19 protein-coding genes and 1 pseudogene are annotated in these 22,280 nt (G+C 72.8%); 11 read left to right on the top strand and 9 right to left on the bottom strand.

Features of this window, described 5'->3' with window-relative positions:
* The first annotated feature begins 1 nt into the window (after position 1).
* From ACGFN2_RS07605 to ACGFN2_RS07595, 3 genes and pseudogenes are all read left to right on the top strand, one after another.
* Positions 2-2,890, top strand: coding sequence for an NHLP bacteriocin export ABC transporter permease/ATPase subunit (locus tag ACGFN2_RS07605; protein WP_362611421.1), 2,889 nt, complete (start codon positions 2-4; stop codon positions 2,888-2,890).
* A 99-nt stretch (positions 2,891-2,989) separates the two neighbouring features.
* Positions 2,990-3,448, top strand: a complete 459-nt coding sequence (locus ACGFN2_RS07600) for a cyclic nucleotide-binding domain-containing protein (protein WP_362611420.1) — start codon at positions 2,990-2,992, stop codon at positions 3,446-3,448.
* Between the two features lie 525 nt (positions 3,449-3,973).
* Positions 3,974-4,116 (top strand): annotated as a pseudogene (locus tag ACGFN2_RS07595) (IS5/IS1182 family transposase); the annotation flags it as partial.
* Between the two features lie 9 nt (positions 4,117-4,125).
* Here the strand turns inward: ACGFN2_RS07595 and ACGFN2_RS07590 are convergent.
* A protein-coding gene (locus ACGFN2_RS07590; RefSeq protein ID WP_393358578.1) for an IS5 family transposase occupies positions 4,126-4,934 on the bottom strand; the annotation gives its coding sequence in 2 pieces (ribosomal slippage) (positions 4,126-4,584 and positions 4,587-4,934; 807 coding nt in all).
* Positions 4,935-4,973: 39 nt separating this feature from the next.
* Positions 4,974-5,717, bottom strand: coding sequence for an XRE family transcriptional regulator (locus ACGFN2_RS07585; protein WP_393358301.1), 744 nt, complete (start codon positions 5,715-5,717; stop codon positions 4,974-4,976).
* A 1,129-nt stretch (positions 5,718-6,846) separates the two neighbouring features.
* Between ACGFN2_RS07585 and ACGFN2_RS07580 the strand changes: the two genes are divergently transcribed.
* The 4 genes from ACGFN2_RS07580 (at position 6,847) to ACGFN2_RS07565 (ending at position 11,313) form a co-directional block, all read left to right on the top strand.
* Positions 6,847-7,464 carry a hypothetical protein gene (locus tag ACGFN2_RS07580; protein WP_393358299.1) on the top strand — a complete coding sequence of 206 codons (618 nt, stop codon included), beginning with the start codon at positions 6,847-6,849 and terminating at the stop codon, positions 7,462-7,464.
* Positions 7,457-8,746 carry an MAB_1171c family putative transporter gene (locus ACGFN2_RS07575; protein WP_393358297.1) on the top strand — a complete coding sequence of 430 codons (1,290 nt, stop codon included), beginning with the start codon at positions 7,457-7,459 and terminating at the stop codon, positions 8,744-8,746. Before ACGFN2_RS07580 ends, ACGFN2_RS07575 begins: the two co-directional genes overlap by 8 nt.
* Before the next feature lie 103 nt (positions 8,747-8,849).
* A complete protein-coding gene (locus ACGFN2_RS07570) occupies positions 8,850-10,178 on the top strand; it encodes an NAD(P)/FAD-dependent oxidoreductase (protein ID WP_393358295.1) in 1,329 nt (442 codons plus the stop codon).
* Positions 10,179-10,347: 169 nt separating this feature from the next.
* Complete coding sequence (locus ACGFN2_RS07565; RefSeq protein ID WP_393358291.1) at positions 10,348-11,313, top strand: phytoene/squalene synthase family protein; 966 nt, start codon at positions 10,348-10,350, stop codon at positions 11,311-11,313.
* Between the two features lie 42 nt (positions 11,314-11,355).
* Here the strand turns inward: ACGFN2_RS07565 and ACGFN2_RS07560 are convergent, their stop codons facing one another.
* The 4 genes from ACGFN2_RS07560 to ACGFN2_RS07545 all read right to left on the bottom strand — a co-directional run bounded on the left by ACGFN2_RS07560 (position 11,356) and on the right by ACGFN2_RS07545 (position 16,302).
* Complete coding sequence (locus tag ACGFN2_RS07560; RefSeq protein ID WP_362611410.1) at positions 11,356-12,084, bottom strand: helix-turn-helix transcriptional regulator; 729 nt, start codon at positions 12,082-12,084, stop codon at positions 11,356-11,358.
* Positions 12,085-12,609: 525 nt separating this feature from the next.
* Positions 12,610-13,854, bottom strand: coding sequence for an MFS transporter (locus ACGFN2_RS07555; protein WP_393358289.1), 1,245 nt, complete (start codon positions 13,852-13,854; stop codon positions 12,610-12,612).
* Between the two features lie 226 nt (positions 13,855-14,080).
* Positions 14,081-15,037 carry an L-tyrosine/L-tryptophan isonitrile synthase family protein gene (locus ACGFN2_RS07550; RefSeq protein ID WP_393358576.1) on the bottom strand — a complete coding sequence of 319 codons (957 nt, stop codon included), beginning with the start codon at positions 15,035-15,037 and terminating at the stop codon, positions 14,081-14,083.
* Positions 15,034-16,302: a cytochrome P450 gene (locus ACGFN2_RS07545; RefSeq protein ID WP_393358287.1), complete on the bottom strand. Its 1,269-nt coding sequence runs from the start codon at positions 16,300-16,302 to the stop codon at positions 15,034-15,036. The genes ACGFN2_RS07550 and ACGFN2_RS07545 overlap by 4 nt, the downstream gene beginning before the upstream one ends.
* A 266-nt stretch (positions 16,303-16,568) precedes the next feature.
* On the opposite strand from ACGFN2_RS07545, the gene ACGFN2_RS07540 reads away from it, so the two are divergent.
* The 3 genes from ACGFN2_RS07540 to ACGFN2_RS07530 are packed head-to-tail and all read left to right on the top strand — an operon-like array spanning position 16,569 to position 19,692.
* Positions 16,569-16,850: a hypothetical protein gene (locus tag ACGFN2_RS07540; RefSeq protein ID WP_362612694.1), complete on the top strand. Its 282-nt coding sequence runs from the start codon at positions 16,569-16,571 to the stop codon at positions 16,848-16,850.
* The gene (locus tag ACGFN2_RS07535) at positions 16,847-19,222 is read left to right on the top strand and encodes a heavy metal translocating P-type ATPase (protein WP_393358285.1); all 2,376 of its coding nucleotides are present in this window, start codon (positions 16,847-16,849) and stop codon (positions 19,220-19,222) included. Before ACGFN2_RS07540 ends, ACGFN2_RS07535 begins: the two co-directional genes overlap by 4 nt.
* Entirely contained in the window at positions 19,219-19,692 is a 474-nt protein-coding gene (locus tag ACGFN2_RS07530) for a copper chaperone PCu(A)C (RefSeq protein ID WP_393358283.1), read from the top strand. Before ACGFN2_RS07535 ends, ACGFN2_RS07530 begins: the two co-directional genes overlap by 4 nt.
* 80 nt (positions 19,693-19,772) lie before the next feature.
* Here the strand turns inward: ACGFN2_RS07530 and ACGFN2_RS07525 are convergent, their stop codons facing one another.
* Positions 19,773-20,366 carry a sigma-70 family RNA polymerase sigma factor gene (locus tag ACGFN2_RS07525; RefSeq protein WP_393358281.1) on the bottom strand — a complete coding sequence of 198 codons (594 nt, stop codon included), beginning with the start codon at positions 20,364-20,366 and terminating at the stop codon, positions 19,773-19,775.
* A gap of 49 nt (positions 20,367-20,415) precedes the next feature.
* Between ACGFN2_RS07525 and ACGFN2_RS07520 the strand changes: the two genes are divergently transcribed.
* A complete protein-coding gene (locus ACGFN2_RS07520; RefSeq protein ID WP_393358279.1) occupies positions 20,416-20,706 on the top strand; it encodes a zf-HC2 domain-containing protein in 291 nt (96 codons plus the stop codon).
* A 207-nt stretch (positions 20,707-20,913) separates the two neighbouring features.
* Here ACGFN2_RS07520 and ACGFN2_RS07515 read toward each other — a convergent pair whose 3' ends face one another.
* On the bottom strand, positions 20,914-21,666 hold the full coding sequence (locus ACGFN2_RS07515) for a PE-PGRS family protein (protein ID WP_362612705.1): 753 nt from the start codon (positions 21,664-21,666) through the stop codon (positions 20,914-20,916).
* Between the two features lie 200 nt (positions 21,667-21,866).
* A complete protein-coding gene (locus tag ACGFN2_RS07510; RefSeq protein WP_393358277.1) occupies positions 21,867-22,163 on the bottom strand; it encodes a hypothetical protein in 297 nt (98 codons plus the stop codon).
* Positions 22,164-22,280 lie beyond the last annotated feature (117 nt).

Below are 22,280 nucleotides of genomic sequence, written 5' to 3'. Positions count from 1 at the left end.
CGTGTCCGTACCCCCGCCCGCGGTCGTGGGACCGGGCGACACCGACGCCGTGACGTACGCCCTGGGCGGCCTCGGCACCCCGGTCGACTGCACCGGACTGCGCAGCGTCCCCCTGGAGGGCCCGCATGTGCTGTGGCTCGTCACGGGCGGCTCGCTGGACCTCTTCGCGGTCGACGCCGCCCAGGAAGGGCACTGGCACTTCCTCGGCCGGCTCGAAGCGGGCACCCTGCTGCTCGGCCCGGTCGACGGCCCGCAGCACACCCTGCTCGGCCGGCCTTCCCAGGACTGCCTGCTGCGCCGCATCCCGCTGCGCGAGCTGCCCCGGTACGAGTACGGGGAGTACGGCGACACCGGATCCTACCCGCAGTACGGCACGCAGGACGGCTACGGCCACGACGCCGCGTACGGCGGCCATGCCGAGGCGCCCTCCGCACTGGAGCACGCCTTCGCGCTGGGCACCGCCCGCAGTCTGGGCGTGCTGTTCGAGGCACCGCTCGACGGCCGGCCCGGCGATGACGCGGTGGCCGACGACGACATCCTGTGGATGCCGGTCCCGCCCGGCAGCGTGCAGTACGGCGCCTCCTACGGCGCGGACGCGGCCGGCGACCTGCTGGTGGACCCCGCGCTGTGGCAGCAGATGGTCAATCAGCAGTACCGGCTGCTGTCCGCCGTCGACCGCTGGATCGAGCAGCTGGAGCGCGCCCACGAGGACCGGACGGCGGCCGGCATCAAGGCGGGCGAGACCGTCCGGGAACGGGCAGACCAGGCGCTGCTGGCGTCCATCGGCCGTGACCGGGCCGGGCGGGGCGGCGCCACGACGGACCGGACCGGGGACGACACCACCTTCGCGGTCTGCCGCTCGGTCGCCGAGGCGGCCGGCATCACGCTCACCGAGCCGCCGAAGGGCGGCGCCGTCAACGACCGGATCACCCCCGTCGAACGGATCGCGGTCAGCTCGCGCGTCCGGACCCGCGCGGTCCGGCTCCAGGGACGCTGGTGGCGGACCAACACCGGTCCCCTGGTGGGCCACCGCGCCAAGTCCGGTGCGCCGGTGGCGCTGCTGTGGCGCCGGGGCCGGTACGAGGCGGTCAACCCGGTCTCCGGGCTGCGGATGCGCCTCGGCAAGGACAACGCCGACGAACTCGAACCGCGCGCCGTCATGTTCTACCGACCGCTGCCCGAGCGGTCCATGAGCCTGTGGCGGCTGATGCTCTTCAGCCTGCGCGGCAGCCGCCTCGACCTCCGGAACCTGGCGCTGAGCGGACTGGTGACCGTCGGGCTCGGCGCCCTCGTGCCCATCGCGACCGGCAAGGTGCTCGGGGAGTACGTCCCGAGCGCGAACAGCAGCCTGATCGTGCAGGTCTCCCTGGCCGTCATGATCACCAGCATCGTCTCCGCGGCCTTCATGCTGCTGCAGAACCTCACCGTTCTGCGGATGGAGGGCCGTATCGAGAGCACCCTCCAGCCGGCCGTGTGGGACCGGCTGCTGCGGCTGCCGACGAAGTTCTTCACCGAGCGCTCCACCGGCGAGCTGGCCAGCGCCGCGATGGGCATCAGCAGCATCCGGCGGGTGCTGTCCGGCCTCGGCCCGGTGGCCGTGCAGTCCAGCACGATCGGCGCGATGAACCTGGTGCTGCTGCTCGTCTACAGCGTGCCGCTGGCGCTGGCGGCGGTCGCCATGCTGCTCGTGATCGGGGCGGTGTTCCTCGCCATGGGCCTGTGGGAGCTGCGCTGGCAGCGACGGCTGGTCAAGCTCGGCAACAAGCTCAACAACCAGGCGTTCCAGACGCTGCGGGGCCTGCCCAAACTGCGGGTCGCCGCCGCCGAGAGCTTCGCGTACGCGGCCTGGGCCCGCGAGTTCGCCCGCTCCCGCGAACTCCAGCAGAAGGCCGGCCGGATCAAGAACCTGACCACCGTCCTCAACGCGGTCTACCTGCCGCTCTGTTCGCTCACCATGTTCATGCTGCTGGCCGGGCCGGCCCGCGGCAGCATGTCGGCCGCCTCGTTCCTCACCTTCAACACGTCGGTGACCATGCTGCTGACCTCGGTCACCCAGATCACCGGCGCCTTCATCTCGGCGGCCGCCGCGATGCCGATGTTCGAGCAGATCAAGCCGGTACTGGACGAGAAGCCGGAGGTACGCGGGTCCAGCGCCCAGCCCGGCGCCCTGTCCGGCGGCATCGAGGCCAAGAAGCTCTCGTTCCGCTACACCGAGGACGGGCCGCTCGTCCTCGACGATGTCTCGCTGCGGGTCCAGCCGGGCGAGTTCGTGGCCGTCGTCGGACCGAGCGGCTGCGGCAAATCGACCCTGCTGCGGCTCCTCATCGGCTTCGACAAGCCCACCTCCGGCAGCGTCCTCTACGACGGCCAGGACCTGGCCGCCCTGGACCAGGCGGCGGTGCGCCGTCAGTGCGGGGTCGTGCTGCAGAACGCGCAGCCGCTCACCGGATCGATCCTGGACTGCATCTGCGGTGCCGAGGCCTTCACCCAGGAAGAGGCCTGGGCGGCCGCCGAGATGGCGGGCCTGGCCGAGGACATCAAGCGGATGCCGATGGGCCTGCACACCATGATCTCCGGCGGTGGCGCGATCTCCGGCGGCCAGCGGCAGCGCCTGATGATCGCCCAGGCGCTGGTCCGCCGCCCGCGCATCCTGTTCTTCGACGAAGCCACCAGTGCGCTGGACAACGAGACCCAGCGCATCGTCATCGACAGCACCCGCAAGCTCAGCGCCAGCCGTCTGGTGATCGCCCACCGGCTGTCCACGGTCATGGACGCCGACCGGGTGATCGTGATGGCGGAGGGCCGGATCGTCGAGCAGGGCGCCCCGGCGGAGCTGCTCGCCGACACCGGCGGTGCGCTGCACGACCTGGTACGGCGCCAGATGACCTGACCCGGCCGGGGCCCTACCCTGTCAGCCGCCCGCCCGCCGAGCCTTCCCGCAATCCCCGCAGACCTCCGCATATCGTGCAGGGAGCGAGCGGAGGACGCGATGGCCACCAGCAGACACCTGTTCCATGCGATGCCGCCCGACCGGCGCCGGCGCCTGACCGACATCGCCGTCGAGGTGTCGCTGCCGCGCGCCACCCGCCTCTTCGAGGAGGGCCGCAGGGCGGACCACTTCTGGATCATCCACAGCGGACAGGTCGTCCTCGACCAGCGGGTCCCCGGACGCCGCGCCGCGATCGTCGAGACGCTCGGCCGGGACGAACTGCTCGGCTGGTCCTGGCTGTTCCCGCCCTATCTGTGGCACTTCGGCGCGGAGACCGTCGGCCCCGTCGAGGCCGTGGAGTTCGACGCCCAGGTGGTCCGTGACCTGTGCGAGTCCGATCCCATCCTCGGCCGGGCGATGTACCGCTATGTCGCCGAAACGGTGGCCGACCGGCTGCACGGCACCCGCGTCCGCCTGCTGGATCTCTACGGGCCCCAGGGGAGCGGGCTCGATTTGTGAGTGCTGCTCTCCTCCGTTCTCCCCGAAGACTGGATCAGGTCCGGCGGCGTCGGTAGTACGCATAGGTGAGAGCCAGAAGCAGTGGCCCCCACAGGGGTCATCAGCCCGCTCATCGCCAGGGCATCCCAGCCCTCGTCAAATGGCCAGGCCGCCCTGCCGACGGTAACGGCCTGGTGCAGCCAGCGGATGCCGAGTGCGGTGAAGAAGAGGCCGCCCAAGGTCGCGGGGACGATCGCGGCGGGCGGCGGGATGCGCCGCCCTCCCAGCCCCGGCACCCAGTGCGGTACGACCTTGCCCCAGCGGCGGACCAGTCCGAAGCTGAGCAGCGCGAGGACCGTCAGGCCGATGACGTAAGGGGCGTTGTACCAGGCAGGGGACAGGGGCTCGCTGCACCCTTCTGGAGCAGCCCGACCCGGCCTTCCCGATCGCCACGCCCTGAGGCGCTGAGGCCCTGAGCCGCCGTTTCTGATGGAGAGATGGGTCGCTGAGCCGTGTGTGACGGATCTGGTGGAACGGTTGGTCCCGGTCGAGAGGACACTCTCCTGGCTCGCCGGATGCCCCCGCCTGCACCGCCGTCCTGAACGCCGGCCCGCACGCTTCCTCGCTTCGTCGGCACAGCCGCCACCCTCATCGACTACCGAAGACTCACCAGGTGGAACAACGTCTAAGACGTCGTTTTATTTGGTGAGGCGGCGGTGGCAGATGAGGGCTGCGGCTATGCCGACGAAGGCGAGGAAGCGGTCGGCTTTGCGCTCGTAGCGGCGGTGGAGTCGGCGGCAGCCGGCGAGCCAGGAAACGGTCCGCTCGACGACCCAACGGTGGCGGCCGAGCCGCTGCGAGGACTCGATGCCCTTGCGGGCGATGCGGTGCCGGATGCCACGCTTGCAGAGCCATCGGCGCAGGTGGTCGTAGTCGTAGCCCTTGTCGGCATGCAGCTTCGCCGGTCGCCGACGGCGCGGGCCACGGCGGGAACGGATGGGCGGAATGCCGCGGACGAGCGGCTCAAGACCCTGGCTATCGTGCATGTTCGCGCCGGAGATTCCCAAGGACAGCGGCAGTCCGTTCCGGTCCGTGACCAGGTGGATTTTCGATCCCAGCTTGCCGCGGTCGGTCGGATTCGGTCCCGTCAAAGGCCCCCTTTTGCCGCCCTGACGCTGACGGAGTCGATCGCGCATCGCGACCAGTCCAGCTCGCCTCTGGCCCCGAGCTCATCGAGGACGACACGGTGGAGCCGGGCCCAGACCCGGTCTCGGCTCCACTGGGCAAAACGCCGGTAGACCGTCTGCCAGCACGGACCGAACACAGGAGGCAACTGCCTCCAGGTACAGCCCGACGTAGCGACGAACACGACCGCCGCCAGCGCCTCACGGTCACCCGCTCGGCGCCGGCCTCCGCCCTGCGGACGCTTCACTTCCGTCGGCGGCACCACCCGCCGGAACAAGACCCACAACTCATCCGGCACCAACCGCTCAACCAGATCCGCCATGCACTGCTCAACGACCATCAACACCATAAGAAACCCTGTCTAAGGCTGAGGCCCATCGTGGAATGCGGAAGGGTTCGAGTGAATCCCCGGCCGAAGCAGTGGCCTTCGGGGTCTGGGATCGCCGTTTCTTCGGAACATCAGCAGGAACAGGCGGGTTTCCGGAGAGCTCAGTGGCGCACTTACACACATGCTGACCCAGCCGGGCCCCAACTCGGCATGAAAAAGGGGCTGTTCGTCGCCGTCGGGGTGGGTGTAGCCGGAGGGGACACTCTTGTACAGATCCCGCGTACGCGGGTCGGCGAGGCAACGCTCCTTCAGGTGGAGGAGCGTTGGATTATCCCTGTGCTGGGCTACGGCCGCGCGCACTTGACTTGCCACCACTGGTGCCCAGGAATTCTCCCAGTCCATCAACACCTTGTTACGGGCGTCTTCGCTGAACAGCATCCACCACAAGGAATTCACTGGCACTCGCCGGTCCGGGAACAGCATTGCTGAAACGTCGTTGTAGGCGAGGATATTCCCGGCGTAATCGCAGATGTATGCCATGGATGTGAAGCCCTCCAAGGCCGCCACCCAAAAGGGAGACACTGACGCCTGGGCGCCCTCCGAAACAAGGAAAGGCGGCTGTTCCCCGCGAGCGTATCCGTAAAGTGCGTACCATTCTTGTTCGGTGAGCTCCAGGATGGTCGCAATGGCATGAAGGTACTCTGCGGATGGATTGTCCAGAGCTCCTCGCTCCAGCCTTCCGTAGGTGCCCGGAGAACGGTTGGTCAGCTGGTCCATATGCGCCTGGGAGAGGCCTGGTGACTTCCTCCCCCGAGGGTCACCCCGAATGATTCCCATGCTTTCGGAGGTAATTAAGCCCCTCCGTTCGCTGAGCATCTGACGCATGGCTTCAGAATCCACAGTGTGCTGCCTCCTCCAACTGCGCGCACTCCCGGACCCTTTTACAGGGGCTGGTTTTGCCTGGAAAAAAGTGACCTGGAAAGCGTAGGACATCCCTCCTAGCCTGGACCAGTCGCGAGTGAGCACGAGGGTGGGCAAACAGGGTGTCTCCGGGCATTCCTGTCTGCATGGGAATGTTCTCGGGAAGTGAGATGCCCGCGTGCCGAACCCACAGGTGGTCGCGACTCCAAGTCGCAAAGGTCCGGCCCGCAGGCCAAGGGGCCCGGAAGTGAAAGAGGGACACGATGAAGCGCACGCGTACCACTTGGGCTGCGAACTGCCGCGTCCCGTACGGCCACGCGGGAACAACTGCCGGCTGCCGCGACGGATCGGACCGTCTCGGCTGAAAATCCACCAGGGCACCGCCGTCGCGCAGAGCGACGGGCTGCGGAATGGTCCTGAGTCCTCTCGGGGACGATCAGAAACGGCGGCTCAGGGCGGCCCCGTCCTCCCGCGGGACATCGCTCGGGAGGGCAGGGTAACTTTTCCATTACGAAAGACCTGACGGCTGCACTAAAATCGCGCGCGTCGGCATGGGGTCCCTTGTGCGGCGCACTGTGGGGCGGTCCGGTCTTTTGCGTAGGTAAGGGGCCGTTCCGGAGCTGTAGTTGAGGAGGGCGGACGGTGTCCGGACCGGCGCGGCGCCCGGCTCGTGGCGGGCTTTCTCCCGTTCGTCCCGGGAGGGGCGTTCCGTACGGCACCTCTCCGTAGCCTTACAGTCACTCTGGCTCAGAACGGTACGCACACCGCCCAACGCCCCAGCAGAGGAGGCCCCGTGACGCGCTCGGCCCCCCTCGCCGGTCACCGGCGCCGCACGGACGGCACACTAGCGGCCCGGCCGGACGGTGAGACCGGCCGCGCCCTCGCGCACCGGCCGCCCCCTGCCTGCCGGGCGCGAGGTCTGCCCGCGCCCCGTACCGTTCCGTCCGCACCCCGAGCGCAGCAACAGCCGTAGGAGTAACCGTTCATGTGGTGGCCCCGTCGTCATGGTCCAGCGCAGCCGGCGAAAGCGCCGCAGCCCACCCGCCGGCGGCCGCCCAGCTCCGCGTGGGCCTCGCTCCGGGAGCAGTTGGCGGTCTTCTTCGCGACCTGGTCCGTCACCCGTCTCGTCCACCGCGACCTCGGACTGTCCGGCGTACGGGACATGCAGGGCCTGGTCGACGCGGTGGCCGTGCGGCGCAACAAGCCGATCACGATCACCGAAGTACCGCTCCCGCAGCAGGTGTCCGGCTTCTGCGCCCGGGGCAGGGACCGCGACTTCATCGTGGTGGACTCCACCGCGAACGAACTCACCCGCCTGCACGTCAGCCTGCACGAACTGTTCCACCTGTGGGAGGAGCACCCGGCCGAGGACGGCTCCTCCGGCCAGCTCATGACGGAGGAGACCGTGCGGCAGCTGCTGCCCGGACTGAAGACCGGCCCGGTGCTCCAGGTCCTCAACCGCTCGCACTACGACAGCGCCCACGAGCGGCGGGCGGAGGCCTTCGCCACCGTGATGCTGCAACGCCACCTGGAACTGCGGCGCGATCAGCGCACCAACGGGTTCCTCTCCTCGGCACTCTCCCACCGGAGGTCCGGTGTCTGAGAGCGCCTCGAACGTCGTCTACCTGGCCATCGCCGTCATCGACTTCGTGGTCGCCGGGTGGAAGTGCCTGGCCCTGCTGCGCGACCGCACCCCGACGCTCACTCTGATCACGGTCAACTTCGTGGCGTCCGGCCTGGTGTTCGCGATGGCCGCACCCGCCGGGTACCGGCTGCTGGGAGACCTCACCGGCATCCCCACCTTCGCCACCCTCCCCGTCTACGTCGGCATCCTGACCTGCTTCTCCCTCCTCCACCTGCTCACCGTGCTGTGGGACCCGCGGCTGCGGCAGCGCCCCGAGGTGCTGCGCCGCCGGGTCATGGGGTGGTCGGCGGCGTACGTCGCGGCGCCGGCGGTCATGGTCGTCACGTTCTGCTCCGCCGACCTGTCCGGGCCGACGGACCCCCTCAAGTTCAACACCAACTTCGCGGTCGATCCGCTGGTCCAGGTGTTCCTGGGGGTCTTCCTGGCCACCCTGGCCTGCGGAACCCTCAACACCTACCGGCAGTGCCGCAAGCTGAAGCCGGCGGACGCCCGGTTCCAGCGCGCGCTGCGCTCCTTCGGCACCGCCATGCTGTTCGTCTTCGGCTACGTGGTCTGCTCCGTGCCGGCCATCGTGCTGGCCGCCTTCGGCAACCACTCCCTGGACGCCGTGGGCGTGCTCGGCTCCACCTTCGGCTCGATCGGCGCCCTGATCACCAGCTACGGACTCTCCGGCGCCGCGGTGGGCGCATGGCTGCGCGAACGCCGCGACATCAGGGCCCTGCAGCCGTTGTGGGACCTCGTCGTCGAAGGCGTCGACGAGGACCTCGCGTTCAGCGTGGACAGCGCACGGAGCCATCGCCTGGCCTGGAACGTCGGATTCAACCTGCACCGGCGGGTCATCGAGATCCTCGACGGGATGCGCGCGCTGCGCCCCTGGGTGTCGCCGCTGCCCGTGGCCGCCGTCCACGCCGCGCACGAAGAACAGGCGTCCCGGGGCGCCGCTGACGCCCGGCGCCTCTCGGAACGGGACCTGGCGGCGGCGGCCACCGCCGCTGCCCTGCGAGACGCCGTACAGCGCCTGCAGGCGGCCCGGCGGGACGCGGCGGAGCTGGGGCAGGCCGGCCGGCCCCAGCCGCCCGGGGGACCGCAGGTGGCGCTGCCCGGCGAGGACACTCCGGCCTCCGGCGAACGCCAACGGCTGCTGCGCGTCGCCCAGGCGCTCACCGACCCGCTGGTCGCCACCGCGCTCCAGGCCGTCCGTGGGCAGCGGTCCGCCGCCGGGGTGGCCGAGCAGCCGTAGCCGGCTACGGCAGAATTGGCCCGCTCCCGCGCCGGTCCGGGCGACTGACCATGCCCGGTTCCCGGTGGCGTGGGGGCGTCATCGAACCAACTGGGGGATCTCTGTGAAACGCGCTGTTGTCCTCGGCGGGAGCATCGCGGGCCTGTATGCCGCGCGGGTCCTGAGCGACCACGCCGACGAGGTCGTCGTCCTCGAAGCCGACGACCTGGGGGAAGACGGAACCGGCCGCGGCGCTCCGCAACGACAGCAACTGCACGCCCTGCTGTCCATGGGCCACACCCACCTCGAACGCTGGTTCCCGGGCATCACCGGGGAACTCGTCGCCGGCGGGGCACGCCTGGGAACCGGCCCCGAGGTGCAGTTCTACGTGGACGGCGCGCTCAAGGCCCCCGTCCCCGAGCTGCGGATGCTGGGCGCGTCCCGGCCGTTCATCGAAAGCCGGGTCCGCCGACGGGTCATGGCCCTGCCCCAGGTCCGGTTCCTCCACGGGCGCGCCCACGACCTGCTGTTCGGCGACGGCCGGGTCCGCGGCGTGCGGTACTCCGCGGCGGACGGCACCCCGGACACGGAAGGCCCCACGTCGGAACTCGACGCCGACCTGGTGGTCGACGCCATGGGACGCGCCAGCCGCCTCGGCACCTGGCTGCTCCGCGCCGGCTGGGAGCAGCCTCCGCAGCGCCGGATGCGGATCGACCTGGGCTACGCCACGGCCGTCTTCCGGCGCGGCGACGAACTCCCCGATACGGTCGTCGCGCACGCCTCACCGGGCCCCGCCAGCGGATACCAGCCCACGCTCAGCGAACCGGGGGCCATGGTGGCGGTGGAGGACGACCGCTGGATGGTGGTGCTGGCCGGCTACACCGACCACCGCCCGGGACGCGACCCGGCCGACTTCCTGGCCCGGATGCGGCGTTGCGTCCCCCCGCTGCACGAGGTGGCCGACCGCTGCGCCCTGCTGGGCGACATCCAGACCTTCCACTTCCCGGAGAGCCGGCGCCGTGACGTCACCCGGCTGCGCCGGTTCCCCGGGGGACTGGTCGCGGTGGGGGACTCCCTCGCCTCGGTCAACCCGATCTACGGGCAGGGCCTGACCCTCGCCGCGCTGCAGGCCTCCTGTCTCTCCGCGTACCTGCGCGCGGGGGCCGCGCCGCACGCTCCGGCGTGGGACTACTTCCGGCGGGCCGCCGTGGTGGTCGACGCCGCCTGGCAGCTGTCGGCGACCGCGGACCTGGCCCAGCCCCATGTGAACGGCCCCTATCCCCGTGGCTACCGGTTCGCCCGCTGGGCCGTCGACAAGCTCACCGAGGCCTCTGTCCTCGACTCCGGGGTCAACCAGGCGTTCATGGACGTGGTGCACATGCGGCGGCACCCGAAGGCGCTGACCCGCCCCCAGGTGCTGGCCCGAGCGGCGCGGGTGCTGGCCACCCGCTGATGTCCCGCCGGGCGCCCGGCCCGGAGCGGCAACTCGCCGTGGGGCCGGGCGCCTTGTCGGGCGGCCCCGACCGGTGTCCCCGGGAACGAGGAGCGGCGGTGCCGGGACGGACCGGCTCCTCGGTGCGATCACCTAAGGTGAAACGGCACTCTAGGAAAGGGAGCTGACGATGGCCTCGTGGCCGAAGACGCTGGACCGGGCGGGCATCACCGACCCCGCGCTGCGCCGTGACTACACCGCACAGCGTCAGCTGGTGGCGCGCTACGCCCGCGCCGAGTACACGGCCGTGCGTCTGCTCCTGCCCGCGCCGCTGGTGCCCGACGTCCTCGCGGCGACCGCGTTCATGCACCACAGCGACAACCTCATCGACCAGGGACCGGCCGGGGAACGCGTCGCCGCGCTCGCCGACTGGGAGAGCCGGGTGCACGCCGCCCTCAAGAGCGGCGAAGCCGAGGAGCCCGTACTGCGCACGCTCCTCGACACGCTCTCCCGGCGGCCCCAACTGCGGCAGTACGTCGAGGACTTCCTCGCCGGGGCGCCGCTGGAGGTGCGGACGACGGGCTTCGCCACCGAGCACGACTTCCAGCACTACATCGACGGCTACTCGCTGCCCGCCTTCCTGCTCATCGCCTGCCTGCTGGTGGACGGCGCACCCACCGCGCCGTACGTCGCCGGCTGCCGCACCTTCATCGAGGCGAGTCAGCGACTGGACTTCCTCAACGACCTGGCCGAGGACCTGGCCGCCGGACGCCTCGGCCTCACCGAGGAACTCCTCGCCCGCCACGGCCTGACCCGCACCGGCCTGGCCGGCAAGGACCGCGCCGCCGTCGAGGGCTTCCGTGCGCTGCTCGTTGACCAGGCCCGGCAGATCCGTTCGGGCCTGTCGGCGTCGTACGGGCTCGTGGAGCTGGTGCCCGCCCGCAACCGGCCGTTCGTCCGCGCACTCGTCACCATCCAGGGCCTCACGCTGCGCGCGGCGGCCCGGAAGGGGACCGGGCTGCTCGACGACTCCGCCCGGCCACAGGTGGCGGCGGCGCTGCGGGTGCTCGCCCGCGAATACGCGGCGGCGCGTCGGGGGCGTGACAGAGGGGCGGCCGTCGACGGCGCCGCCCCGGAGGCAGCCGAGAAGGCCTGATGCGGCGGGTGGACCCGGCGGGCCGGCGTCCTCTGGTCCCGTTCAGCCGCGGCGGCCGGGGGACGGGCGCTCCTCGCTCTCGGGCCGGGCCAGTCCCAACAGCCCCTGGATCAGGGGGAAGACCCGCCGTCTGCTCTTGGAGGGCAGGGAGCGCATCCGGTCGGTGAGCTCCCGCACCTCGGGGTCCTCGCCCTCCGGGCGGCTCAGGGCCTCGGACAGCGCGTCCCGCAGCTCCCGGTCGATCCGGCTGTCGCCGCAGGTGTCGCTGCGCATCGCCAGCCGGTTGATGCCCTTGCCCCGCAGCAGCGCGAGATGGGTCAGCTGCTCGTGCGTCGACTGGAGGGCGCGGTACAGCGCCTGGCGCTCGGTGGCGGTGAAGAACCCCGGCTCGACCTCGAAGAACTTCTCCAGCTTCCGGGTGACGTCCAGCCCGGGGCTCTTCCGCTTGCCGTTCAGCAGATAGCCGACCTGGCCGTGGGAGATCCCGGCCCCCGCGCCGATCTCGTCGAGGGTGTACATCTTCCCGTCGGGCTTGCGGCGGGTCTCGCGCAGGAAGACGAGGCGGTCCTGGAAGGAGTCCTGCACGTTCTCGGACTCCTCCCCGGCGTGATCGAGCAGCGCCTGTACGCGGGGCACCGTGAGGCCCGTCCGGTGCGAGAGGTGGTCGATGTCGATGACGTCGCGTCCGAGGTCCAGGTCCCGGAGGAGATCGTCGATCGCCCTGACGACGGCTCGAAGACCATCCGCCGGGTGCATGTCCGAGGCATCCATGGCGATGGGAGGTCTCCTGGTCGGTGGACAGACGGGACGGCGGCATACGCGCAGCCGCTTCGAGGTTAACGGGTTGTCAGCACCGTACGCCATGTATGGCACAACAATTGTGTCAAGAGACGGGGAGGAGGGGTTGGGGCGTCGGCGCCAAGGCTCCGGAATTAAACGATTGTTGACAACGCGGGATTGGTTGAAGGATGCTCACCAGGGCGATGCCGCGGAAACGACCGGCGAGCATGTTGCGCAGGGGGCCGCTCACCTTTCGCACCTCGCAACTGCCGCCCTTCCCGGTGGTGGGGGGGGGGGGGGCGCCGGCGGGGCGCGCCCCCCCCCCCCCCCCCGGGCGGGGGGGGGCGGGCGCGGGGGGGGGGGGGGGGGCGGGCGGGCCCCCCCCCCCCCCCCCCCCCCCCCCCGCCCCCGCGGGGGGGGGGGGGGGCGCGCCCCCCCCGGGCCCCCCCCCCCCCCCACCACCGTCTGTTCGGGGCGCGCGGCGCGACGCGGTGGCGCGTGAGCGCCGCGGTCCCGTCAGCCGCCGCTCCCGGCCACTTCCGGTTCGTGCCGCGGCGCGTGGCCGTGCCGGGGGAGCAGGAGCGGGGTCGCCAGGCTGAGGAGACCGGCGAGTGCGATCGCGGCGCGGAGTCCGAAGAGCCCGGCCAGCAGGCCCCACAGGGCGGTCAGCGCCGCGACCGTGGCCTTGCCGGTGACCGACCACGCGGACAGCGTGCGGACGACCCGGTCCGGCGGCGTGTGGGCGAGCCGGTAGGCGGCGAACACCGGGGTGAACACTCCCATGCAGGTGATCAGCCCCAGCTCGACGGCCATGACGAGCACCAGCCCGCCGGTACCGGGCGGGACGAAGGCCAGACCGGGCAGCCAGCACACCCGCAGCACTCCGGTGGTGAACAGGACCGTGCGCTGACCGAACCGCGCGACGAGCGGGCCGGACAGCCGGGAGCCGATCAGGCCGCCGAGGCAGGGCACCGCGAAGGCGAGACCGTACTGCCAGGGGGCGAACCCGAGCCGGCCGAGCAGGAGGACGGTGAGCAGCGGCTGGGTCGCCATGATCAGTCCGTTGACCAGCACCGTGTTGAAGAACAGCGGGCGCAGCGACGGATGGGCCAGGAGGTGGCGCCACCCTTCGAGCACGTCCGCGGCCCCGAGCCGGTGCGCGTCGGTGCGCACCGGCCGCGGTTCGCCGCCGCCGATCGCGCGGAGCCCGGCCGCCGAGAGCAGATAGCTGACCGCGTCGGCCAGCACGGTCGGCACCGGACCGAACAGCCCGGTCGCGGCCCCGCCGAGCGGCGGTCCCAGCACGGTGGTGGTCCATGTCGTGGACTCGAACCGGGCGTTCGCGGCGAGCAGGTCGGCCGGCCGGACGAGCGCCTTCAGGCAGGCGCCGGCCGCCGCGTTGAAGGTGATGTCCGCCGCGGCGACCACGACCGACACGACCAGCAGCTGGACGAAGCCGAGCAGACCGAGGGCGTACGCCGCGGGCACGGTCAGCAGCGCCGTGCAGCGCACCAGGTCCATCGCGATCATCACCGGCCGCTTGGGGCGGAACTCCACCCATGGCCCGAGCGGCACCGCCACCACCGCCCCGGCCGCCAGTCCCGCGGCGGCCAGCAGCGATACCTCCGTCGGTCCGGCGTGCAGCACCAGGACCGCGATCAGGGGGAACGCGTCGAAGGCGAGCCGGGTACCGAGGGCACTGACCCCGTACGCCGCCCACAGCCACCCGAACCGCCGCCCCAGCGACCGCCTCGCCCCCATGCCCACCCCGTCCCTCGCTCCCGCCCGCGCGCCACCGCCCCGGCCGGAGCCATCCAAGCCAGCAGCACGCCCGCCGGGCAAACAACCGGGACGCCCGCGGCCACAACCATCCGTTGTGGCACGGGCCCGCCCTGCCCTGAACAACAGTTCGGGGCGGCCGGCGACCGGGTCGAGCAGGGCGGCGATGCGGTCGCTGCCGCCGGCGGGTGACGCCCGCCCCGCCCCCTCACCCGGCCACGAAGTGGCTCGGCCGTCCCCGGCGGTACACCAGCCGGCCGTGCCGCTCGGCCTCCGCCCGGTGCAGCAACTCCCGCCGCCCGTCGGCGTGTTCGAGCACGCAGGAGTGCCAGGGCGTCAGCCACACATCGGGCGTCTCCAGCAGCCGGATGCCGAATTTCTCCGAGCCCCGCGGCTGCGGATGGATGGACAGCCGGAACGCTCCCGGATGGTGCGCGGCGATCAGCTCGCCCCAGGCGCGGCTGCGCTGCATCACCCCGTAGGCGCGCCGGCGGCAGCTGCGCTGTAACGCGGAACGGGTTCCCGTGAAGGCGACGGAGTCCTCGAAGAGGAAACGGGTGATGCCCTGGTACAGCCGCCGGGTGGGCTCGTCGCTGCGGGTCAGCGACCGCAGGGTGTCCAGGTCCGGGGCGTAGCGCTCGTGGACCAGGGTCCGCTTGGCGTCGTGCGACAGGTGCCGCCCGTAGACGTCCCGCAGGTCGAAGACGTCGAGCCGGGTCAGGCCCTCGTCGTGGATCAGTGCGCGCAGCGCGTCGGCGTAGGCGTCGATGTCGCGGTCGGGTACCTGGATGAGGTCGCTGAAGACATGTCCGTCCGAGCAGATCACCACCCGTGCCCCGGGCGGGTGGTGGACCGCGATCCGGGCGCAGAGCGCGTCCAGGAAGCGCAGTGCCAGCCGTTCGCCCTCGTCGGGGAGGTGGCCGAGCACCTTGGCCGGGTTGGGCGACTTGCAGGGGAAGCCCGGCAGGGTGAACACGATCGGCTCGTCCGCCGCCACCGGCGCGGCGAGCCGGCGCAGGTGGGCGGGGAAGGCCTCGGGGGTGTCACCGTGGACGGTGTCGGTGTCCAGGGTGCGCCGGTAGGGCAGGAGCGTGGCGAGCACCTCGGCGCAGTGGGCCGGGTCGTCGGAGGACGCCGCCGGATGCGGCGGCGCCGGGCTGGTCAGCACGCGGCATCCGGCCCGTTCGCACCGGCACCCGTGTACGGGCAGCCGCCGTAGGCCACCGGCAGTCGGCCGACGCCGCGGGCCCGCACCGCCGGGGTCCACTCCAGCTCCGGGTCCGGAACGGTCAGCCGCAGACCGGCCAGCCGTCTCAGCAGGGTGCCCACGGCGACCTGGAGTTCGATACGGGTGAGTGTGGCGCCCGGACAGGAGTGGATGCCGTGGCCGAAGGCGAGATGCGGGTTGGGGGTGCGGTCGAAGTGCAGGCCGTCCGCGTCGGGGAACTGCCGGCCGTCGCGGTGGGCCGCGCTCAGCGACACGAGAACGGCGTCGCCCGCCGGGACCCGGGTGCCGTGCAGTTCGGCGTCCTCGGCGAGGAACCGCCAGGTCGTCAGCTCGAACGCGCTGTCATACCGGAGGAGCTCCTCGACCGCACCGGGCAGCAGCTCCGGCCGGGCGGCCAGCTCCGCGAGGTGCGCGGGGTGCCGCAGCAGGGTGAGCAGCGCCGTGGTGATCTGGTGGGTGACCGGTTCCTGCCCCGCGACCAGCAGTTGGAAGACCATGGAGTCGAGTTCCTCCTGGCCGAGCCGGTCCGCGTCGCGGGCCGCCACCAGCCGGGCGAGCAGGTCCCCGCCGCCCTCGGCGCGCTTGTGGCGGACCAGGCCGGCGATGTACTGCTCCAGCCCGCGCAGCCGTGCCTCGTACGCCGGCCGGCCCGGGTCCCCGGGCCCCACGGGCTGGACGACCTTGCCCCAGTCCCGGTCGAAGCGGTCCGCGAACTCCGCGGGCAGCCCGATGACTTCGGCGAGCACCTGAAAGGGGAAGCGGGCGGCGAAGGCCTCCACCAGGTCGGCCTCGCCGCTCTCGGGGAGCCCGTCGAGCAGGGCCTCGGCCATCTGCTGGAAGCGGGGGCGCAGCGCCTCGACGCGCTGCGGTGCGAAGGCGTCGGTGAGCAGCCGGCGCAGCGCGGTGTGCCGCGGCGGGTCCTGGTGGAGCAGGTGCACCTGGAGCGGCGAGTGCTGTGGCTCGGGCATGAGCGAGGCGCGGGCCCGCCAGGCCGCGTCGCCCCGCGAGTGGTGCTTGCCCAGCCGCGGATCGGTGAGCGTCCGGTGCGCGGCCTCGTAGCCGGTGACGAGCCAGGCGCACTCCCCGCTGGGGAAGCGGACCCGGTGGACCGGGCCGCGTTCGCGCAGTGCGGCGTACAGCGGATAGGGATCGCGTTCGTACTCCGGCCCGTACAGCTCGACGGGTTCGGACGACGGGGACACGGTGTCTCCTCAACGGTGGGGGGTGGGGTGACGAACCGCGCCCGGGTGGCGCGGCGTTGGAGTGGTCGGGCCGCGGGCGCGCCGAGTTCCCGGCGGGGGAGGTGATTTCGGCGGCGGGGGAGTGCGCGGGTGCGGCGGACCCGCGCAAACCCAGTTAGTCGGGCCCGGCGGCCGGTGAGTTCCGGCGGCGGAACGGGACAAACCTCACGTGCGCACACGCGCCGAATCGGCCGCCCGGCACCCTCGCCGGCTGCCACCATGACGCGATGTCCAGCTCTTCGGCCGACCGCAGTCGGCCCCCTCTTCGCCAGGCTTTCTCACGGCTGCTGCCCGCCCGGTCGGTCCTCGGTTTCCTCGCGCTGCTGGTGGTGCTCGGCATGCTGTCGTACGCGGCCGGGACCGCCGCCGGGCCGGTGGCCCCCGGGCTGCGCCCGGCCGACGGCACCCGTACGGGAGAGTCCCCGCCCGCCGATCACGGGGACATGGGCGGCATGCATGACATGGGCGCCGCGGCTCCCCGCCCGCTGCCGGCGGGAGCACCGCGATGACGCCCGAGCCCCGGACCGGCACCCCGTCACCGGCCCTCGCCGCCGAACCGGACCGCAGCACCACCCTGACGATCGGCGGGATGACCTGCGCCGCCTGTGTGGGCCGGGTCGAGCGGAAACTCGGCCGGCTGGAAGGCGTCACGGCCACGGTGAACCTCGCCACCGGCCGGGCCGCGGTCAGCCACCCCGCGGCGGTTCCCGTCACCGACCTCATCGCCACCGTCGAGGCGGCCGGGTTCACCGCACGGCTCCCCGCCCCCGCTCCGCAGCCGGACTCGGCGGACCAGGCGTCACCCACCGGCCGTCAGGACGCCCCGGACGCCCAGGGCTCCCCCGACGACGGCACCCGCGCCGAGCGGCACCGGCTGCTGGTGACCACTCTGCTCTCGCTGCCCGTCCTGGTCCTGTCGATGGTGCCCGGCTGGCAGTTCCGCGACTGGCAGTGGCTGTGCTTCGTGCTCGCCGCACCCGTCGCGGTCTGGGGCGCCGCCCCCTTCCACGCCCGTGCCCTGCGCGGGCTGCGGCACGGCGCGGCGACCATGGACACCCTGGTCTCCCTCGGCGTCGCCGCCTCCTTCCTCTGGTCCGCTTATGCGCTGTTCCTCGGCGGGGCCGGGGCGCCCGGGATGACGATGGCGTTCAGCCTGCTGCCGGCCGCCGGGGACGGGACCGCCCACCTCTACCTCGAAGCCGCCGTCGGTGTACCGCTGTTCGTGCTGGCCGGACGGCGGATGGAGGCCAGGGCCCGGCGCGGCACCGGCGCCGCCCTCCGCGCCCTGGCCGAACTCGCCGCCAAGGACGTCGTCGTACGCACGGCCGGCGGTGAGCGGCGCATCGCGGTGGACCGGCTGCGGGTCGGTGACCACTTCCTGGTCCGGCCCGGCGAACGGGTCGCCACCGACGGCACCGTGGTCGACGGCAGTTCCGCCCTGGACCTGTCCCTGATCAGCGGCGAGAGCCGCCCCGTCGAGGCCGGTCCGGGCACGGCGGTGGTCGGCGGCGCGGTCAACTCCGGTGGTCTGCTGGAGGTACGGGCCGACGCGGTCGGTGCCGACACCCAACTCGCCCGGATCACCCGGCTCGTCGAGGACGCCCAGACCGGCAAGACCAAGGTCCAGCGGCTCGCCGACGCGGTGGCGGCCGTCTTCGTGCCCGCCGTACTGACCGTCGCCGTCAGCGTGCTGGGCTTCTGGCTCGGTGCCGGAGCCGAGCCGCAGGCCGCCGTCACCGCCGCGGTGGCCGTCCTCGTCGTCGCCTGCCCCTGCGCCCTCGGGCTGGCCACCCCGACCGCGCTGCTGGCCGCCACCGGCCGCGGCGCCCAGCTGGGCATCCTGGTCCGCGGGCCGGAGGCGCTGGAGCGACTGCGCCGCATCGACACCGTGGTCCTCGACAAGACCGGCACCCTCACCACCGGCCGGATGAGCGTCACCGCCCTCACCCCCCGCACCGGCGGCCTCGACGCCGCTGCGGTACTGCGGCTGGCCGCCACCGTCGAGCAGGGCTCCGAGCATCCGCTGGCGCGCGCGGTCACCGCCCACGCCGGGGAACGGCAGCCGGATCAACCGCTGCCGCCCGTCGCGGACTTCAGCGCCACCCCGGGGTACGGCGTACGCGGCACCGCGGACGGCCGCCGCGTGGAGGTCACCCGGCCCGGCGACCTCACCGGACTGCCCGCCCCGCTGCCGGACGCGGTGCACACCGCGGAGACGGCCGGTCACACCGCCGTCCTGGTCACCGTCGACGGCACCCCGGAGGCCGTCCTCGCGGTCGGCGACGCGCTCCGCCCCGACAGCTACCGCGCCGTCGACCACCTGCGCCGCCTGGGACTGCGACCGGTGCTGGCCACCGGCGACCGCGCCGCCACCGCCCGCGCGGTGGCCGGCCATCTCGCCATCACCGAGATCCATGCCGAGGCCCGCCCCGAGGACAAGGCCGCCCTCGTCACCACGCTCAAGGAACAGGGCTGCCGGGTCGCCGTCGTCGGCGACGGGGTCAACGACGCCGCGGCCCTCGCGCTCGCCGACCTCGGGATCGCCATGGGCAGCGGCACCGACGCCGCCATCGGCGCGGCCGACGTGACCCTGGTACGCGAGGACCTCCAGGGCATCGCCGACGCCGTACGCCTGGCCCGGCGCACCCTGGGCACCATCCGCGGCAACCTCGTCTGGGCCTTCGGCTACAACCTCGTCACCGTGCCGCTCGCCGCCGTCGGTCTGCTCAGCCCGATGGTGGCGGCGGCCGCCATGTCCGCCAGCTCACTGTTCGTCGTGGGCAACAGCCTCCGGCTGCGCGTCTGGCAGCCGGGCGGCACCCGTCCCGCCGCCCGCGGCTCCGCCCACGCCAGGCCGGCCGCACAGGGGGAGACCCGATGACCCGACCGTCCGTCCCTGCCGTCGCCGTACCGCTGCTCACCTGCCTGGTGACCCTCGGCGCCCTCACTCTCTGGACCGCCACCGGTAACGCGGGAACCCCCGCGGCGCTGAGCGTCCCCGAGGGCCGGGTGCTGATCGCCGGCGGCTCCGAGGCCACCGCCGCGTTCTTCACCATCCGCAACTCCGGTGGCGCGGACGACGTCCTGACCGGCGTCACCGGTCCGGCCGGTCATCGCGCGATGCTCAGCCGCACCGTCGACATCGGCGACAACGCCCGCAGCATGGCGATGGTCCGCACCGCCACCGTCCCGGCCGGTGCCGCCCTCACCATGACGCCGGCCACCCTGGACGTGATGGTGAGCCCGCCGCCCCGGCTCGCGCCCGGCGACCGGCTCACCTTCACCCTGCACTTCCGCCACAGCCCGCCGCAGACCGTACGGGCCCGGGCGGTACGCCCCGGTGCCGAGTGACGCGGCCGGCGCCACGGCGGGCCCATGGACCGGGCACCCGCCCGCCCATGGGCCCGCCGCTCCGGCCGGCGCGCGGACCGTCAGGCCACGGCCTCCGCGTAGATCCGCGACCCGTCGGCCGGTCCGGTGTGCTCGGCGTCCGTCAGCAGCGCGACCAGCGTCTCCCGGGCGCGCGCGACACGGGAGCGCACGGTCCCGATGGGACAGCCCACCACCCCGGCCGCCGCCGCGTACGGCAGCCCCAGCAGCTGGGTGAGGACGAACGCCTCCCGCCGCTCCGGGGCCAGTGCCGCCAGCAGTTCGGCCAGCGCGACGCCCTCGTCGAACCCGGGCACGCCACGCGGCTGCACCCGTTCCGCTGCCGTCTGCCAGTCGTCCGTCGCCGCCAGCCGGGGCCGGGCCGCGAGGGACCGGACACGGTCCGCCACCACCCGCCGGGCGATGGTCAGCAGCCAGGTCCGCGCCGAGGACCGGCCCTCGAACCGCGGCAGGCTGCGCAGCGCCCTGACGTAGGTGTCCTGCACCAGGTCGTCGGCCGCCTGCGGATCACCGCTCAGATGCGTCACATAGCGCCGCACATCGAGCTGGGTGGCCCGGACGAACTGTTCCACGGCCCGCTCGTCACCGGTCCGGGCGGCCAGCGCCCAGCCCGTCACCGCCTCGTCATCCCGCATCCCGCGACCGCCCCTCGCCGCACCGTGCGGCTTCGGGGAGGATGGACACATGCTCTGCTCGCGCATCCGCACGGCACTCTCCGCCCGCCTCGACGGCGAGGAACTGCCCCCCGGACTCACCGCCCGCCGGCTCGACGGCCATCTCGCCGGCTGCCAGGACTGCCGGCGGTGGCACGCGCAGGCACACGCCCTGACCGCCGGCCTTGACCAGGCCACCGCGCCGCCCGAGGACGACCGGGCGGCCGCCGACGCGCTGCTCGCCCGGCTGCGGTCGGCCGCCGCGCTGCCGGGCCCGGTCGCTCCCGGCACGGCCGACACCGGCGGCAAGCGGGCCGGCTGACCCGGCGGCCTGTGGGCGACCGCCCCCGTCGGCCGGTGCGGAATCGGATACGGGCAGCACTGCCACCGGTATCCGGACAGGATTCATCATCTGGAGTCCTTCGCATGATCCGGTCCCTGCGCTCCGGCGGGGACCGGTGAAGTCGGAGCCGGGACTCCGGGCGCTCGGCGCCCGTCCGTCCACCGGCTCGGGAATTCGACCGCGCTGTCAGACGACAGCCGGTTCCCGCGGAGGACCCCGCAACGACCTCGTATGCGCCAGCAACAGGTGCCGTACCGCCTGCCGCGGCTCCTGCCGGGCGGTGCGCACGGCGGGCCGCGCCTCGGGCAGCACGATCCGCAGCACCAGCACGAGGGGCGCGAACAGCCAGGCCGACACGCTCCGTACGAGCCGGAAGGCGGCCCGCTCGCCGCCCCACAGCCACCCGGCGCCGAGCAGGGCGACCAGCAGGTGGGCCGCGAGCATGCCGGTGGCGCTGCCGTGCATCCCCGGCATCTGAGCGGCGGAGGAGGCCGTCCCGCCCATGTGGTCCATGCCCGGCATGTGGTCCCCGTGCCCCGTCGAGGGCATGGCCGCCATCTGCTGATGCATCAGCCGCAGCAGTTCGGCGTGGTCCCGGCCGGTGGACTCCGCCCCCGGGGAGCCGCACAGCCAGCTGTCCGCCCACCGGCGCACGAGCGAGCGCCCGCCGCCACCGGAACCGGTGAACGCCTGGCCGAAGGAGAAGGCGGTGTGCAGGGCGGCCTGGGTGCCGACGGTCAGCAACCCCACCAGCAGCGGGCCTCGTTCACGGCCCGCACAGCACCAGGCGCCGGCCGCGGTGACCGCCCCGGCGCCGAGCAGCATCCAGCCCGGTATCACGGCATCCGACATGGCCACGTGGCCCAGCGCAGCGAGCAGCACGCAGACCACCGCGAACACCGCGGCACGCAGTCCCCTGAGAACCTGCCCCGCATCCATGACAGGGTCATCGTCGCACCCCGGCCGCACGGTGCGACGAGAGGGGCCCGACCTGCCGTTTCCCGTGCCGTAGGCGAGCCCTGGACGACGGTCCGGGCGGACCCGGCCGTCCCCGCCCGCCGGGCCGGCCGTCCGTACACAGCGGCGTCGCCCGCCCCCGATGGCTCCGGGGCGGGCGACGGTGTGCAGCTGACCTGGCGTCAGGACATGTTCTCATCGGCGTCGAGGTACGCCTTGATCTTCCTGTCCAGCGCGTAGGCCTGCGCACGGACGCGCTTGGCCTCGGCGTGCTTGCCCGCCCGGTCCAGCCGGTCGGCCTTGGCCTTCAGGTTGGTGGACTGCTTACGCATCTCCTCGATGTTGACGTGGATGGCGCCCCCGGCCGCCACGCCGGTCCGGGCAGCGGTCGTGGTGGCGGCCTGCGCCGGCAGCGCCGCGCACAGCACGCCTCCGGCCACGGCCGCCGTCACGACGAGTGCGGAAAGACGTCGACGCATGAGATCCCCCTGGGAATAATTGGGTCGTTACCGGGCGGTAGCGTACACGAAGTGATCTTGCACTTCGTGTACCGAGGGTGAGCACCCAGGGGGCCGCGCTGGACAGACGCGCGCAGA

Origin of the sequence: Streptomyces sp. NPDC048612, from assembly GCF_043199295.1 — a bacterium.
Classification (GTDB): Bacteria; Actinomycetota; Actinomycetes; order Streptomycetales; family Streptomycetaceae; genus Streptomyces.
The sequence above is the reverse complement of the archived record's forward strand: the minus strand, read 5'-3'. Positions and strand labels throughout refer to the sequence as shown.